The sequence below is a fragment of the Citrobacter sp. wls613 genome, from assembly GCF_005281195.1.
Lineage (GTDB): Bacteria > Pseudomonadota > Gammaproteobacteria > Enterobacterales > Enterobacteriaceae > Citrobacter > Citrobacter gillenii.
In genome coordinates, this window is the sequence record NZ_SZXN01000085.1 from 2,637 (window position 1) to 16,878 (window position 14,242).

General features: G+C 54.6%; 14 protein-coding genes and 4 pseudogenes. 14 read left to right on the forward strand and 4 right to left on the reverse strand.

Annotated features, from left to right (window positions below; genetic code table 11):
* The 3 genes and pseudogenes from FDX01_RS24050 to FDX01_RS21630 all read right to left on the reverse strand — a co-directional run.
* Positions 1–270 (reverse strand): annotated as a pseudogene (locus FDX01_RS24050) (IS110 family transposase); the annotation flags it as partial.
* Positions 271–491: 221 nt separating this feature from the next.
* Positions 492–827: a hypothetical protein gene (locus FDX01_RS21625; protein ID WP_016236507.1), complete on the reverse strand. Its 336-nt coding sequence runs from the start codon at positions 825–827 to the stop codon at positions 492–494.
* Positions 824–1,039 (reverse strand): annotated as a pseudogene (locus FDX01_RS21630) (EamA family transporter); the annotation flags it as partial. The pseudogene FDX01_RS21630 and the gene FDX01_RS21625, both read right to left, overlap by 4 nt.
* A 142-nt stretch (positions 1,040–1,181) precedes the next feature.
* Here FDX01_RS21630 and FDX01_RS21635 point away from each other — a divergent pair.
* The 12 genes and pseudogenes from FDX01_RS21635 to FDX01_RS21695 all read left to right on the forward strand — a co-directional run bounded on the left by FDX01_RS21635 (position 1,182) and on the right by FDX01_RS21695 (position 10,899).
* Complete coding sequence (locus FDX01_RS21635; RefSeq protein ID WP_000379506.1) at positions 1,182–1,790, forward strand: TetR/AcrR family transcriptional regulator; 609 nt, start codon at positions 1,182–1,184, stop codon at positions 1,788–1,790.
* Positions 1,787–2,938 carry an efflux RND transporter periplasmic adaptor subunit gene (locus tag FDX01_RS21640; RefSeq protein ID WP_016236501.1) on the forward strand — a complete coding sequence of 384 codons (1,152 nt, stop codon included), beginning with the start codon at positions 1,787–1,789 and terminating at the stop codon, positions 2,936–2,938. The genes FDX01_RS21635 and FDX01_RS21640 overlap by 4 nt, the downstream gene beginning before the upstream one ends.
* On the forward strand, positions 2,935–4,140 hold the full coding sequence (locus FDX01_RS21645; RefSeq protein WP_000624215.1) for an ABC transporter permease: 1,206 nt from the start codon (positions 2,935–2,937) through the stop codon (positions 4,138–4,140). Before FDX01_RS21640 ends, FDX01_RS21645 begins: the two co-directional genes overlap by 4 nt.
* 1 nt (position 4,141) lies before the next feature.
* On the forward strand, positions 4,142–4,852 hold the full coding sequence (locus FDX01_RS21650) for an ABC transporter ATP-binding protein (RefSeq protein WP_004393997.1): 711 nt from the start codon (positions 4,142–4,144) through the stop codon (positions 4,850–4,852).
* Positions 4,853–4,880: 28 nt separating this feature from the next.
* Positions 4,881–5,354, forward strand: a complete 474-nt coding sequence (locus FDX01_RS21655; RefSeq protein WP_016236502.1) for a cytochrome c — start codon at positions 4,881–4,883, stop codon at positions 5,352–5,354.
* Positions 5,341–6,828, forward strand: a complete 1,488-nt coding sequence (locus FDX01_RS21660) for an efflux transporter outer membrane subunit (RefSeq protein ID WP_011784757.1) — start codon at positions 5,341–5,343, stop codon at positions 6,826–6,828. The genes FDX01_RS21655 and FDX01_RS21660 overlap by 14 nt, the downstream gene beginning before the upstream one ends.
* A gap of 129 nt (positions 6,829–6,957) precedes the next feature.
* On the forward strand, positions 6,958–7,515 hold the full coding sequence (locus FDX01_RS21665) for a recombinase family protein (RefSeq protein WP_016236504.1): 558 nt from the start codon (positions 6,958–6,960) through the stop codon (positions 7,513–7,515).
* A 2-nt stretch (positions 7,516–7,517) separates the two neighbouring features.
* Positions 7,518–8,552: pseudogene (locus FDX01_RS21670) on the forward strand (DUF4158 domain-containing protein); the annotation flags it as partial.
* 401 nt (positions 8,553–8,953) lie between these two features.
* Positions 8,954–9,274 (forward strand): DUF134 domain-containing protein, encoded by a 321-nt coding sequence (locus FDX01_RS21680; RefSeq protein ID WP_001137910.1) that lies wholly within the window; start codon positions 8,954–8,956, stop codon positions 9,272–9,274.
* The gene (locus FDX01_RS21685) at positions 9,249–9,710 is read left to right on the forward strand and encodes a NifB/NifX family molybdenum-iron cluster-binding protein (RefSeq protein WP_000626969.1); all 462 of its coding nucleotides are present in this window, start codon (positions 9,249–9,251) and stop codon (positions 9,708–9,710) included. The genes FDX01_RS21680 and FDX01_RS21685 overlap by 26 nt, the downstream gene beginning before the upstream one ends.
* 247 nt (positions 9,711–9,957) lie before the next feature.
* Positions 9,958–10,308, forward strand: a complete 351-nt coding sequence (locus FDX01_RS23210) for a PaaI family thioesterase (protein WP_023135766.1) — start codon at positions 9,958–9,960, stop codon at positions 10,306–10,308.
* 114 nt (positions 10,309–10,422) lie between these two features.
* Positions 10,423–10,899 carry a Dps family protein gene (locus FDX01_RS21695; protein WP_000043177.1) on the forward strand — a complete coding sequence of 159 codons (477 nt, stop codon included), beginning with the start codon at positions 10,423–10,425 and terminating at the stop codon, positions 10,897–10,899.
* Positions 10,900–11,203: 304 nt separating this feature from the next.
* Here the strand turns inward: FDX01_RS21695 and FDX01_RS21700 are convergent, their stop codons facing one another.
* The gene (locus tag FDX01_RS21700) at positions 11,204–11,554 is read right to left on the reverse strand and encodes a metalloregulator ArsR/SmtB family transcription factor (RefSeq protein ID WP_000928911.1); all 351 of its coding nucleotides are present in this window, start codon (positions 11,552–11,554) and stop codon (positions 11,204–11,206) included.
* A 161-nt stretch (positions 11,555–11,715) separates the two neighbouring features.
* Between FDX01_RS21700 and FDX01_RS21705 the strand changes: the two are divergent.
* Positions 11,716–13,373, forward strand: a pseudogene (locus FDX01_RS21705) (FAD-dependent oxidoreductase).
* A 245-nt stretch (positions 13,374–13,618) separates the two neighbouring features.
* Complete coding sequence (locus FDX01_RS21710) at positions 13,619–14,083, forward strand: isoprenylcysteine carboxylmethyltransferase family protein (protein WP_001243598.1); 465 nt, start codon at positions 13,619–13,621, stop codon at positions 14,081–14,083.
* The last annotated feature ends 159 nt before the right edge of the window (positions 14,084–14,242 follow it).

Genomic DNA, 14,242 nt, shown 5'->3' on the forward strand with positions numbered 1-14,242 from the left:
GCCTGATTTACCGGCCATGCGGTAAGGAGATACAAATTTAGCAGCCATCAGCCGTGGTTCATGACCATATTGCCGAAACAACCTTGCCCAGTAGTGAGCCCCGGAGCATGCCTCCATCCCGATAACACAGGGAGGTAAACTGGCAATCAGCTCAGGAAGGGCAGCACGCGATACTTTGGGTTTAACCAGAACAGTTTTACCGTGTTGGTCAACGCAGTGAACAGCGAACACATTTTTAGCAAGATCGATACCGACAGTCGTGATGGTCATAACGAATCCCTCCGGGGCTATGTTTACCCCATGATTGCACAAGAGTTAATCAGGCGCATATCCAGGGGAAGTCCCTTCCATTCGTTAAGGTTATTTTTTGTACCTCTGAGCTATGTGAAGCTTGACCACTTTGACAGGCAGCTTTGAGCGATAAGCAGACATATTCACTGAAATTTTTAGGAAGCATTTTCTTGCCCATACGTGGCTTTATCTGCCGATTTTCAGAAAACGCATTCACCGTTATCGACGCGCTTTTCTGTCGTCAGCGGGATCGTCCCGCCTGAACCATCAGACACACCAAGTACCAGCACCTCTGACTTTTCAGGTCCCATCTTCATGGTACCCAGATTGACGATGCAGATTACCTGCGTTTCCTGCAGGTCTTCTGCTGCATAGTTAGTATACGCACCGCATGACACCCTTGTTCCCAGTTCTGGTCCTAGGTCAATAGTCATGCGCCAGGTGGGCTTTGATGTTTTACTCTCCTCAACCCTGATGATGGTACCGGCACGCATATCGAGAGCCGAAAATGAGTCAAATGACGCTTTATCTTTCATAATTCTTTCCTTTTTGCGATTTCAAAGTTTTCTTTCCGTTGCCGGAACAGACTGAAACGTAACTTTCCAGCCGGAACGGTGATGAGCCCCAGACACGCAACTATCAGTCCGACGCCTGCCCATCCGGAAGGCGGCAGCCTTTCACCGACGAGCACAACGGCCAGCAGTGCGGCTATAACCGGCTCCAGCAGACTGATCGTGGTTGCCATACTGGGGACGTCTCAGAAAACGGAAAATAAAGCACGTTAAGCCCATTGCAGACTCTAGATATTGACGAGTACGTCGGGTTTTCTCTTGTTTGAGTTGCCTCTTGTGGTAAGATAGTAATCAATTACTATCTTACCAGGAGTGCTCGTGGACACCCATCCAAAGCATCTGCCGGCCGATGAACGTCGTGCCGTAACTGTCGAGTCCGTCGTGGCGCTTGCCGGTTCACAAAACCCAAGCGAGATAACCACTGCGGCTATCGCTAAACACATGAACTTGACCCAGGGTGCGCTGTTTCGGCACTTCCCGAACAAGGAAGCCATTTGGCAGGCGGTCATGGAGTGGGTAGCAGAGCGCCTATTAGCCAGAATCGATCGATCCGCACAAGGAATCGAGTCGCCCTTGGCAGCCATGGAGGCGATGTTCATGAGTCATATCGAATTCGTAGCTGAGCACCCAGGCGTGCCAAGAATGATGTTTGGTGAGCTTCAGCGTGCCGAATCGACACCGGCCAAGCGCATGGTGCAAACCTTGATTCAGCGCTACAGCGAACGTTTGCATCGTCTCATCGAGAAAGGCAAGGCCAGCGGCGAGTTGTCTCCCTCGCTTGACAACGAGGCGGCGGCAACGCTGTTCATTGGCACGATCCAGGGCTTGGTCATGCAATCGCTGTTGGCGGGTGATGTGGGACGTATGCACCGCGATGCGCCGCGCGTCTTTGCAATTTATCGGCGTGGCATAAGGAGTGCGCAATGAAAAAGTTACCCTTGCAAGGCCGCACCTTGGCACTGCTTGCCGTCATCATTCCTTTGCTGGTGCTTTTTATTTATGTCGGTCTGCGATCAGGGCCGCTCGCCCCGGTCGCTGTGACGGTGGCAAGCGTGGAATCACGGGCTATCACACCGGCGCTGTTCGGCATCGGCACGGTGGAGGCGCGCTACACCTACAAGATCGGGCCGACGTTTGCCGGGCGCGTCAAACGCCTGGAGGTGCATGTAGGCGACCAGGTCAAGGCCGGACAGGTGCTCGGCGAGATGGAGCCGGTCGACCTTGATGATCGGGTGCGCTCACAGGAGTCTGTATTCAAGCGGGCGGAAGCGGCTTTGCGCGAGGCAGAAGCCCGGCAAGCCTACGCGCAAACCCAGGCGCGCCGCTATGAGCAATTGTTTGCGGTGCGCTCGACCAGCGAGGAAATCGTCACCACCAAGCGGCAGGAACTGCAGATCGCCGATGCCGCCCTATCCGCCGCTCGGGAAGATATTGCCCGGGCACGCTCCGACCGCGAAGCACTCGTCGCGCAGCGGAGCAATCTGCGCCTGATCGCGCCGGTCGACGGTGTAGTCGCCGTGCGCGATGCCGATCCCGGCACGACCATCGTCGCGGGCCAGGCCGTGGTGGAAGTGATCGACCCCAAGAGTTTGTGGATCAATGTGCGCTTCGACCAGATCAGCGCATCGGGGCTGGCTGGGGGGCTGCCGGCTCATATCGTCCTGCGTTCGCGTGGTGGCCAGACCTTGAAAGGTCGCGTGCTGCGGGTGGAACCCAAGGCCGACGCGGTAACCGAGGAAACGCTTGCCAAGGTGACATTCGATAACAAACCAGAACCTTTGCCACCAGTGGGTGAACTGGCCGAAGTCACGGTTGACTTGCCGGCGCTCCCGGCCGCTCCACTGATCCCCAACGCTGCCGTCCAGCGTGAAGGCGATAAAGTTGGTGTCTGGCAAATCGTGGATGGTGATCTGCATTTCTCCCCGGTCAAGCTCGGCACTTCCGACCTCAATGGTTACGTGCAGGTGCGCGAAGGGCTCAAGAATGGGGACCAGGTTGTGACCTATAGCGAAAAGGCACTGACGGCGCGCAGCCGCATCCATGTGGTCGAGCATATCCCGGGAGTTTCACGATGATCAGCCTGGCCGGCCGCGACATTCTCCATGCCTGGGGGAAATTCGTCTTCACCGGCATCGGTCTGGGTCTGCTGATCGGCGTCACCCTAGTCATGGCTGGGGTGTACCGAGGCATGGTGGACGACGGCAAGGCGTTGCTCGACAACAGTGGCGCTGACCTTTGGGTGGTGCAAAAGGATACTCTGGGTCCTTATGCGGAGTCGTCCAGCCTCAACGATGACGTGTATCGCGCCATTCTCGCCATGCCGGGAGTCTCACAGGCAGCGAACGCGACCTACCTGACCATGCAGGTACGCAAGGGCGAGAGTGATGTACGCACCATGGTGGTCGGCATCGCGCCCGGTGCGTTGGGGGCTACACCCGGATGGCCTCCTTATCTCGTCGCTGGACGCCAGATCACGCGCGGTCACTACGAGGCTGTGGCCGACATCGCCACCGGCTTCAAACTGGGAGATCGTCTTACCATTCGCCGCAATCATTACACCGTCGTGGGGCTGACACGGCGTATGGTGTCGTCCAGCGGCGACCCGATGGTATTCATTCCGCTCAAAGATGCCCAGGAGGCCCAGTTCCTCAAGGACAACGATGCCATCTGGCAAAGCCGGCGTCGCACCGAAGCCAACCCGGTCTTCAATCGACCCGGTGATCCAGGTTTGCTGGATGCCGTGATTGCTTCACAGAGCAGCAACGCGTTCGTCAATGCCGTGCTGGTCACTCTGAAACCTGGTCATGCGCCGGACGAGGTTGCCGAATCCATCCAGCGCTGGAAGCGTTTGACGGTCTACACCCGGGCACAGATGGAAGACATCCTCGTCGGCAAGCTGATCGCCACCTCGGCCAAGCAGATCGGCATGTTCCTTGTGATTCTGGCCATCGTTAGCGCGGCCATCGTTGCCTTCATCATCTATTCGCTGACGATGGACAAAATCCGTGAGATCGCGGTGTTGAAGCTCATCGGCACACGCAACCGAACCATCGCCGCGATGATCATGCAGCAGGCGCTCGCCCTGGGCGTGATTGGCTTCGTGGTCGGCAAGATCACAGCCACCTTTTCAGCACCGGCTTTTCCAAAATATGTCCTGCTCACGCCAATGGATTCTGTCGCCGGTTTTTTTGCCGTGCTCGTGATCTGCGTTCTAGCTAGCCTCGTCGCCATTCGCATAGCACTCAAGGTCGATCCGGCCGAAGCCATTGGAGGTTGAGATGAGTGGCAAAGGGATACACATCGAAAGTTTAAGCAAGCGGTATGGCGATGGTGACACCGCTGTCTTTGCCTTGAGAGACGTGAATATGCATGTTGCGCCTGGTGAAGTGGTGGGACTGATCGGCCCTTCCGGGTCCGGCAAGAGCACGCTGCTCAAGTGTCTGGGTGCGGTGATCGAACCGACCGCCGGTCGCATGACGCTGGGCGATGAAGTGATCTACGCCGATGGCTGGAAAGTCCGCGACCTGCGCGCCTTACGGCGTGACAAGATCGGTTTCGTTTTCCAGGCGCCGTACCTGATTCCGTTTCTCGATGTCACCGACAACGTGGCGCTGCTGCCGATGCTTGCAGGCGTCGCGAATGGAGAGTCGCGCGCGAAGGCACTGGAATTGCTCACAGCGCTTGATGTGCAACACCGAGCTCGCGCAATGCCCTCGCAACTCTCCGGTGGCGAGCAGCAACGGGTCGCCATCGCGCGCGGACTGGTCAATCGTCCGCCGGTGATCCTGGCCGATGAACCCACTGCGCCGCTGGATTCCGAGCGCGCCATGGCTGTAATCCGCATCCTCAACGACATGGCCCGGAAGTTCGAGACCGCCATCATCGTCGTCACCCATGACGAAAAGATCATCCCCACATTCAAGCGCATCTACCACATCCGCGACGGCGTGACCCATGAGGAAGCTGGCGAAGGGCGGGAGTTCGAATGAGAGAACGATTGAATTACAGGAGAATTTCATGACCCACCGCAAACACAGCCACGCATTTGGAACTATCACCCTGACCGTTACGGCCTGCCTGCTTTTATGGGGTTTTCAGTTGCCAGCTTGGGCTGGTGACGCTACCCAGGTTGAGCCACTGGCGCTACGCAAGATCATGCAGGAACTCGGGCGCAACATGCAGGCTATTACCGGTGCGATTTCGCAGGAGGAATGGGTTCAGGTCGTTCAGCTCGCCCCAAAAGTTGCTGCACACCCCGAGCCACCGCTTACTGAAAAAATGCGCATCCTTGCTTACCTCGGCGCTGATGCGACCAAGTTCAGAAACTTTGACGCGCAGACTCACGAGGCGGCGCTGGCCATGAAGCTGGCTGCTGCGAGCAGCGACGGCAAGGCGGTGACCCAATCATTCGCCCACGTGCAGGAAAGCTGCTTGGGCTGCCACCAAGCTTTCCGTAAACCTTTCGTGGAGCATTTTTATGGAGCACGCTAAAACATGCCAGCGCCCCATCAGCCTCGAAAGACGGCTTGCGGCAACTTACCTGGTAGCTGGTCTGGTCACCGCCGGTCTGGCCGGCTGCGCCGCCGGCCCTGATTTTCAGCGTCCCACCGCACCCGATGTGGCTCGCTACACTGCAACACCGGTAGCTGATAGAACCGTGTCCGCTCCCACGCAGTTCGGCGAAACACAACGTCTAGTCGAAGGGCTTCCGATCGAAACGCAATGGTGGCAAAGCTTGGGTTCATCCGCACTCGACGGACTGATAAACGAAGCTTTCCATGTCAGCCCGACGCTGGCGAGCATCAGCGCCAATTTGCGACAGGCGCAGGAGCTTCTTGCCGCACAGGCGGGCTCGACGCAATATCCACAGGTAGATGTCGCACTGGGATCTCAGCGCCAGCAAATGAGTCCCAGTAGCCAAGGGTTGAGCGGAGACGCACGTCAATTCAGCCTCTACAACGCCAGCGTTGGCGTGCATTACAACCTCGATCTGGCTGGCGGCAACCGGCGCGCACTCGAAGCCTTGGCTGCTCGCGCCGACTACCGTCGCTTCGAACTGAATGCTGCGCGCCTGGCCCTTGCCGGCAACATGGCAACCGCTGCCATTACCCGAGCACGCCTCGCCGCGCAACTAGAAGCCACTACTGCCATTTTGCGCGTGCAGGATGAGCAACTGCGCCTGGCCCATGAACGCGTGCGTATCGGTCAGGCCTCACCTGATGAAGCGTTGAGCCTACAAGCTCAGGCGGAGCAAACGCGGGCAGAACTGCCTGCGCTGCGTAAACAACTGCAACAAACCGAACATCTACTGGCGGTGCTAGCCGGTCGTGCCCCAGGCACGGGTGGCATCCCGGCCTTCACTCTGGCCGATTTCACTCTACCCGTCGAGATGCCGCTCGTCGTGCCCTCAGAACTGGTGCGCCGCCGACCGGATATCCAGGCGTCAGAGGCGCTGTTGCATGCGGCCAATGCAGACTATGGTGTGGCTGTCGCCAAGCTCTACCCACAGATCAACCTGAGCGCCAACCTTGGTTCTCAGGCGCTGACCACCGGTGCCCTGTTCGGTGGTGGCTCGGCAGTGTGGGGCCTGGTTGCGCAGCTCACCCAGCCTCTTTTTAATCCAGGGCTACCCGCTGAAAAAAGAGCGGCGCTCGCCGCTTTTGATGCCGCCGTAGCCAATTACCAGAGCGTCGTATTGGAGTCTTTGCGTAACGTCGCCGACACCCTGCGCGCGGTGGAAAGCGATGCACAAACTTTGACTGCCCTCGCTGCCGCTGATATGGCTGCACAGGCCTCCTTGCAGTCGGTCGAGCGGCAATACCGGCTGGGCGCGGCCAGCTACCTGCAACTGCTCATCGCGCAGCAACAGGCACAGTCAATCCGGATCAATATGGTTGCGGTCCAGGCACAACGCCTAGTCGATAGTGTTGCTTTATATCAGGCCCTGGGAGGTGGTGTCAGTTAAGACTAACCCTAACCTGATGTCAGATGTTGAGCACAAACAACGTCAGAGTAGGGTATTAATTTATATTTATTGACACATTCAGCCAAGGGTAATAGATTTCATCCTGACATTTTTACCTTTGGAGGCATCTTGCAAGGTCAACGTATCGGCTACGTTCGCGTCAGCAGCTTCGACCAGAATCCTGATCGACAACTGGAACAAATAGAAGTCGGCAAGGTATTCACCGATAAGGCTTCAGGCAAGGACACACAACGTCCCGAACTTGAAAGGCTGCTGGCCTTCGTCCGCGAGGGCGACACCGTGGTGGTGCATAGCATGGACAGGTTGGCACGCAACCTTGATGACCTGCGCCGCATCGTCCAAGGGCTGACACAACGGGGCGTGCGCATGGAGTTCGTCAAAGAAGGGCTAACGTTCACCGGCGAGGACTCACCGATGGCCAATCTGATGCTGTCGGTCATGGGAGCCTTTGCTGAGTTCGAGCGCGCTCTGATCCGCGAACGTCAGCGCGAGGGAATCGTGCTGGCTAAGCAGCGCGGGGCCTACCGGGGACGAAAGAAATCGCTGAACAGCGAACAAATTGCCGAGTTGAAACGGCGAGTTGCGGCAGGCGAGCAGAAAACCTTGGTGGCCCGTGACTTCGGCATCAGCCGCGAAACCTTGTACCAGTACCTGCGGGAAGACTGACCATGCCACGCCGCTCAATCCTGTCCGCCACCGAGCGCGAAAGTCTGCTGACACTGCCAGATGCCAAAGACGAACTGATACGGCACTACACGTTCAACGAAACCGACCTGTCGGTGATCCGTCAGCGTCGCGGCGCCGCGAATCGATTGGGCTTCGCCGTGCAGCTTTGCTACTTGCGATTCCCTGGCATCTTCTTGGGCGTCGATGATCCTCCATTTCTGCCCCTGCTGCGCATGGTGGCCGCACAACTCAAGGTGCCGGTGGGAAGCTGGAACCATTACGGCCAGCGCGAGCAGACACGGCGGGAGCACTTGGTCGAGCTGCAAACGGTGTTTGGATTCAAGCCCTTCACCATGAGTCATTACCGGCAAGCCGTGCATACATTGACCGAACTGGCCTTGCAAACAGACAAAGGCATTGTGCTGGCCAGCACCCTTGTTGAAAACCTGCGGCGGCAGAGCATCATCCTACCCGCCATGAATGCCATCGAGCGCGCAAGCGCCGAGGCCATTACCCGTGCCAACCGAAGCATCCATGCGGCATTGGCCGATTCCTTGATACCTGTCCATCGCCAGTGCCTGGACGAACTGCTCAAGCGCAAGGATGGTAGCAAAATGACGTGGCTAGCGTGGCTGCGCCAATCGCCCGCCAAGCCAAACTCGCGCCACATGCTTGAACACATCGAACGCCTCAAAGCCTGGCAGGCGCTTGACCTACCTGCTGGCATCGAACGGCAGGTACACCAAAACCGCTTGCTCAAGATCGCCCGCGAAGGCGGCCAGATGACGCCCGCCGACCTGGCCAAGTTCGAGTCGCAGCGGCGTTACGCCACCTTGGTAGCACTGGCCATCGAGGGCATGGCCACCGTCACTGATGAAATCATCGACCTTCACGACCGTATCATCGGCAAGCTGTTCAATGCGGCCAAGAACAAGCATCAACAGCAGTTCCAGGCTTCCGGCAAGGCGATCAACGACAAGGTGCGGATGTATGGGCGCATCGAGCGCACGCTGTTCATTCTGGATTGGCTGCAAAGCGTGGAGCTGCGCCGCCGCGTCCATGCGGGGCTGAATAAGGGCGAGGCGCTGGACGACACGTTGCTGCAATATCTGTCCCCGCTGGGGTGGGAGCATATCAACCTGACCGGCGATTACCTATGGCGCAGCAGTGCCAAGGTCGGTGCGGGGAAGTTCAGGCCATTGCGACCGCTGCCACCGGCTTAGCGTGCTTTATTTTCCGTTTTCTGAGACGACCCCCTTATGGCAGCACTTTAAATTGAGTCTTATACAGTATCTGTTTTCTTTCTCTTCATCTCTCATGACCTGCTGCCCACTTACAGACTCCAGGGTAAAGCAAAAAATTCTCCACCGGTGAGCAGAGTATATTGCATATGCCAGTTTATGAGTGTATATATAGCATATGCCAATAAGGAGCCTTCATGCCAAGACCCAGAATTCCCCGTAACATCTGTGGCCGCCCTGCGGATACCTGTTTTAAGCCCAATGCGCGACCGATGAGCCAGCTTGAACATGTTCATTTAAAAGAAGATGAGTTTGAAGCGTTACGGCTGGTCGATTTACTGGGCATGCAACAGCAGGAAGCGGCTGTTGCAATGGGGGTTTCAAGGCAGACACTGGCCAATGTCCTGAAAGCAGCCCGTTTTAAGGTTGTGGACTGTCTCACTCAGGGCAAGGCCTTAATAATGCACTCTGAAAGGGAAGGAGTTACACAAGATGATCACAGCCATTCCAGTGAATGACGACCGGGTAGCAAATCATTTTACCAAAGCGAGTCACCTTGTCCTGGTGGATGAGCGCGGTGTGGAGCTCAGCCGGACAGAAAATCCCGCGCTGGGCGCAGATTGTTCAGGTAAACGGAAGCTGGTTGACCTGCTGGTTCAACAGCAAGTCAGCCGCGTTGTGGTCCGTAACATCGGGGAACGGATGCTGGGTAAATTACTGGGGCATCAGATCGCGGTGTACCAGACTGACTGTGGTCGTCGTTTGTTCACTGAACTGTGTGATCCGGATACCCGTGTTCTGACTGAACTGAATAAGCCGGAGCAGGGACGCCAGTCCTTTCATCATGAGGCGAAAGGGAAAAAATGCTGTCACTCTGACGGGAACACAGCAGAAAATGCGTGCCAGGGTGGGCGTCAGCATCATCACGGAAACGGGCGCTGTTGCCATTCATGAGTTTATTTCATCACGGGCGGTGATTTTTATCAGACCCGTATTGTGTATAAACCAGGAGCCGGAATGTGTGGAGGAGGCAGTAATGATGCCGGGGGAGCCCCTCAGCTGACTGAATTCCGGATGCCTCCCGTCAGTACAACCGGACGCTGAGCAGAAACAGATGAATTGTTATCTTGATGCCAGAAAGGCCCATACCTGTTGTATGGTCTGTAGTTCCCGCGACAACAACCCTGATACGGTGAACTTAATGTTTTCAGAGCACCCGGATGGCTCTGTATGTGCGGACTACACGGCCAATCACAGGCATCAGGGGTATACGGGTCTTTTACATGGCGGAATGACGAGTACCCTGCTGGATGCAGCAATGACTCATTGTTTGTTCATGCAGGGTGTGCAAGCCCTGACGGCTGAACTGACGGTAAGATTCATTTCACCCGTTTGTACCGGAGACAAACTGATGGTATGTGCCAGACTGCTTGGGCAACGCAGGGGGATTTACCTGCTTGAAGCATGGCTGACAAAAGGACAGCAGACAGTGGCACGTGCCACGGCGAAATTCATTGTTCCGTCGCAGGATATTGCTCTGGCGCATCGCTAGTGTGACAGACGACAGGTGTACCTGGTTATTATAAAAATTTGAGGCGTGTTTTGCTCAGACCGGAAAGAATAATCGCATATCGTATATTCCACTGAAACCGTGTAAGAGGTAGTTATGAGTAAACAAATCATTGATATTGGTATTGCTGAATCATCCCGGGTGGAGATTGCAGACGGCCTGTCCCGGCTTCTTGCTGACACCTATACCCTGTATATAAAAACACATTACTATCACTGGAATGTAACTGGCCCCATGTTTAACAGCTTACATTTAATGTTTGAAAATCAATACAATGAGCTGGCCACTGCCGTTGATGATATCGCTGAACGTATACGCTCGCTCGGATGCTTCGCGCCCGGCACATATCATGAATTTTCACGTTTAACAGCGGTTAATGAAGATAAGGATATTCCGGCAGCAAAAAACATGATTGAAAATCTTGTCCAGGGCCAGGAGACCGTGGTTAAAACTGCACGCTCCCTGTTCCCGCTCGTTAATAATGCGAATGATGAAGCCACAGCAGATCTGCTTACACAACGTATCCAGTTACATGAGAAAACTGCCTGGATGTTGCGTAGCCTGCTTGAATAATGTCACCCCGTGGCAGCAGAAAAAACGGTTTGTCAGCCACAGGCTATTACTGACAGTGCAGAATCATCCGTGTTCCTGTGGCTGTTTTTTCTGACCGTCACAGTATTAAACACCATTGAATCAGTGGGTTAATCAGTGAATGCGTGAACGAGAAATACAGTCCGTGACGGGCATCATCGGCTGGTATATCCGGACCACTGTTGTTTTCCCGTTAAGGTATCGCAGGTTCCGGTCTGGCATTTCACAGCCTGAACAGGGTTAATGATGCATGGATAAAACGGTTTACGGGGAAAGCAGGATCATATTATTCGTTGTTATGGCTTCCTTTACCGGTGCCTGCCTGCGGGCAGTAGAGATCATATAAGGTATTTAACAACGTCATGATACGGTTATCCTCAATACGGTAATATACCATTTTACCTGCCCGTCGGGTCTCGACCAGCTTCAGGCGGCGCATTACACCCAGCTGCTGGGACAGGGTCGGCTGAGTGATACCGACCGCCGCTTCCAGCCCGGCCACATTCGCTTCCCCCAGGCTTAACTGACACATCAACAGCAACCGGTCGCTGTTGGCCAGTCCCCGTAAGACATCTGCTGCCCTCAGGGCCGCATTCTTCATATCTGTCTGACGTTTTGTGTCTTCATTCATGAGCATTGCTGATTTCTCATACTATGTGTTTTTATATAATATAATTTAGTATACTAACGGTATCGTAATTTTGCCATCGTGTTCGTCAGGTCTGCAGCGTCCTGCCGGCCCGGGGAAACGATTATATCTGGCAGGCATTTTTGCCCCGGGTGAACAGAGAGGATGTAATGAAAATAGTGATTGTTGGTGGTGTTGCCGGCGGGGCATCCGCTGCAGCCAGAGCTCGTCGGTTATCAGAGGATGTCAGTATTGTTGTGTTTGAACGGGGAAGCGATGTCTCTTTCGCCAACTGTGGATTACCTTATCATATAGGCGGAAAAATTCCTTTAAGGCAGTCACTGATTCTGAAAACCCCGGAGGATTTTAAATCCCGCTTTAACATAGACGTCCGTATCTGTCATGAAGTGACGTCAGTGGATCCGGTTAATAAAACGGTGACGGTTAAAAATCTGACCTCAGGGGAGGTCTATAGCGAAGAATGGGATCGTCTGCTCCTCAGTACCGGCGCCGCTCCGGTTGTCCCTCCTTTGCCCGGGCTACAGGAAGAGGGTGTCTTTACGCTGCGAAATCTTACTGACATGGATGCTATCCTGGGGTGGATTGAGCAACATCACGTAGCTCACACCACGCTTGTCGGGGGGGATTTATCGGACTTGAAGTGATGGAGGCTCTGAGCGAACGGGGGATCAGTGTGACCCTGCTGGAGATGGGGGAACAGGTTATGGCTCCGGTTGATCCTGAAATGGCATCTGCCCTGCATCAGGAAATCCGGAGTCATGGCGTGGATCTGCGTCTCAGAACGGCGCTCACCGAGGTACTGCGGACAGAGACGGGATTCCGCGTTGCACTGTCTGAGGGTGGGTTTCTGCAGACCGACATGGTTATTCTCGCCATCGGGGTAAAACCTGAGAACAGCCTTGCCACAGGAGCCGGGCTCGCAGTGGGTAAACGGGGAGGCATAAGCGTCAATGCCTGTATGCAGACCAGTATCCCTGACATCTACGCCGTGGGGGATGCCGTTGAAACTCCAGACTTTGTCTTTCAGGAACCCGCTAATTTTCCTCTGGCAGGGCCCGCCAACCGCCAGGGACGCATTGCTGCTGATAACATGCTAGATCGTCACAGCCTTTACCATGGCAGTCAGGGGACATCCATTTGTAAGGTATTTTCGCTGAGTATTGGCAGCGTCGGTGCGAATGAAAAGCAGCTGAAAGTTCATGGCACCCGATACGAGAAGGTTTACGTCCATGCCGCTGATCATGCCGGTTACTACCCGGGGGCAACGATGATCAGTCTGAAACTGCTGTTCAGCCCCGATACCGGTAAAATTCTCGGGGCTCAGGCATCAGGGAAAAAAGGGGTTGATAAACGCATCGATGTCCTGTCTGTCGCACAGCGCGCGGGGCTTACCGTCAACGATCTCGAACATCTTGAGCTGACTTATGCTCCACCTTTTAACAGTGCAAGGGACGTCGTTAACCAGGCTGGTATGGTGGCGACAAATGTAATGAAAGGAGATACGGTCATATGTCATGTCAGCGATGTGTTACAACGGGAACCGGGCAGTTATTGTTTACTTGATATTCGCTCTCCTGCCGAACTGAAACAATTTGGCGAATATCCTGACGCGCTATCCATTCCACTGGATTCCCTGCGGGAGAATCTTGAAAAAGTGCCTAAAGATAAAGAGATTTTTATAGGGTGCCAGAGTGGCCTGCGCGGGCATGTGGCATACCGTATTCTTCAGGCCCACGGCTTCAGGACATATAATCTGAGTGGTGGCTTTATAACCTGGCAGGCGGTAACGGAGTCAATAAGTAAATAAGAGATGAGGTGCCATACACATGGCACCCTGAATCGCCACAGGTTTAACAGTGAAGTGGTCTGCTGAATTTGTTCACCTGAACAGAGGTGTGGACTGACCCCGCACCGTTATAAGGACAGTTATGAAAAAAATAACTTTTCAGATCAGGCATATAATGTCAGATTCATGGTCACTATAGGAATGGCAAGGACTGGATTTTCATTTTGCAGCCATCAGGCTGCTTAGTTCAGAGATAGGTCTGTGTAATGCGTAACTTCGTGACTCGATTGAGAGTATGGTTTCCGCCCCCACTCATCTTATTGCTGTTTTTCGTCACTGATGTGTTGACTGCAATCCCGCGTTTTACCTTCGACATCGTGAATATAGTGCTAAGCGTGTTGCTGACCGGTGTTTGTATTACCATGATACTGCACACCGCTTGGCAGATGAGCACGAACGGCACGACGCTTAATCCGCTTCATCCGGATAGAACCACCAAGCTGGTAACTGTCGGTTGTTACGCATGGAGTCGAAACCCTATTTACCTTGGAATGAGCGGGCTCCAGTTATCCGTTGCTCTCTGCTTTGGCAGCCTGGTGGGGATACTTGCTGTACCGTTGTTTATGTTTGTAGTAGCCAGATTACATATCCATGTTGAAGAGGTACAGCTTCGAAAACGTTTCGGGTTGGAATGGGAACGCTATACCCAACGGGTTCGTCGCTGGTTATAGCAACCCCGTGGTGTTGCAGGAGACAAATAACGTCGAAATCATAAAGAAAAGAATTCATCATCCTTGAGCTTTTATATCGTAATCGTAAACCAGGTGCCGTATGTAGCCATTGAGCCAGTGCTGGTACCTTAGGGAAGGTGCGAATAAGCAGGTCATTTC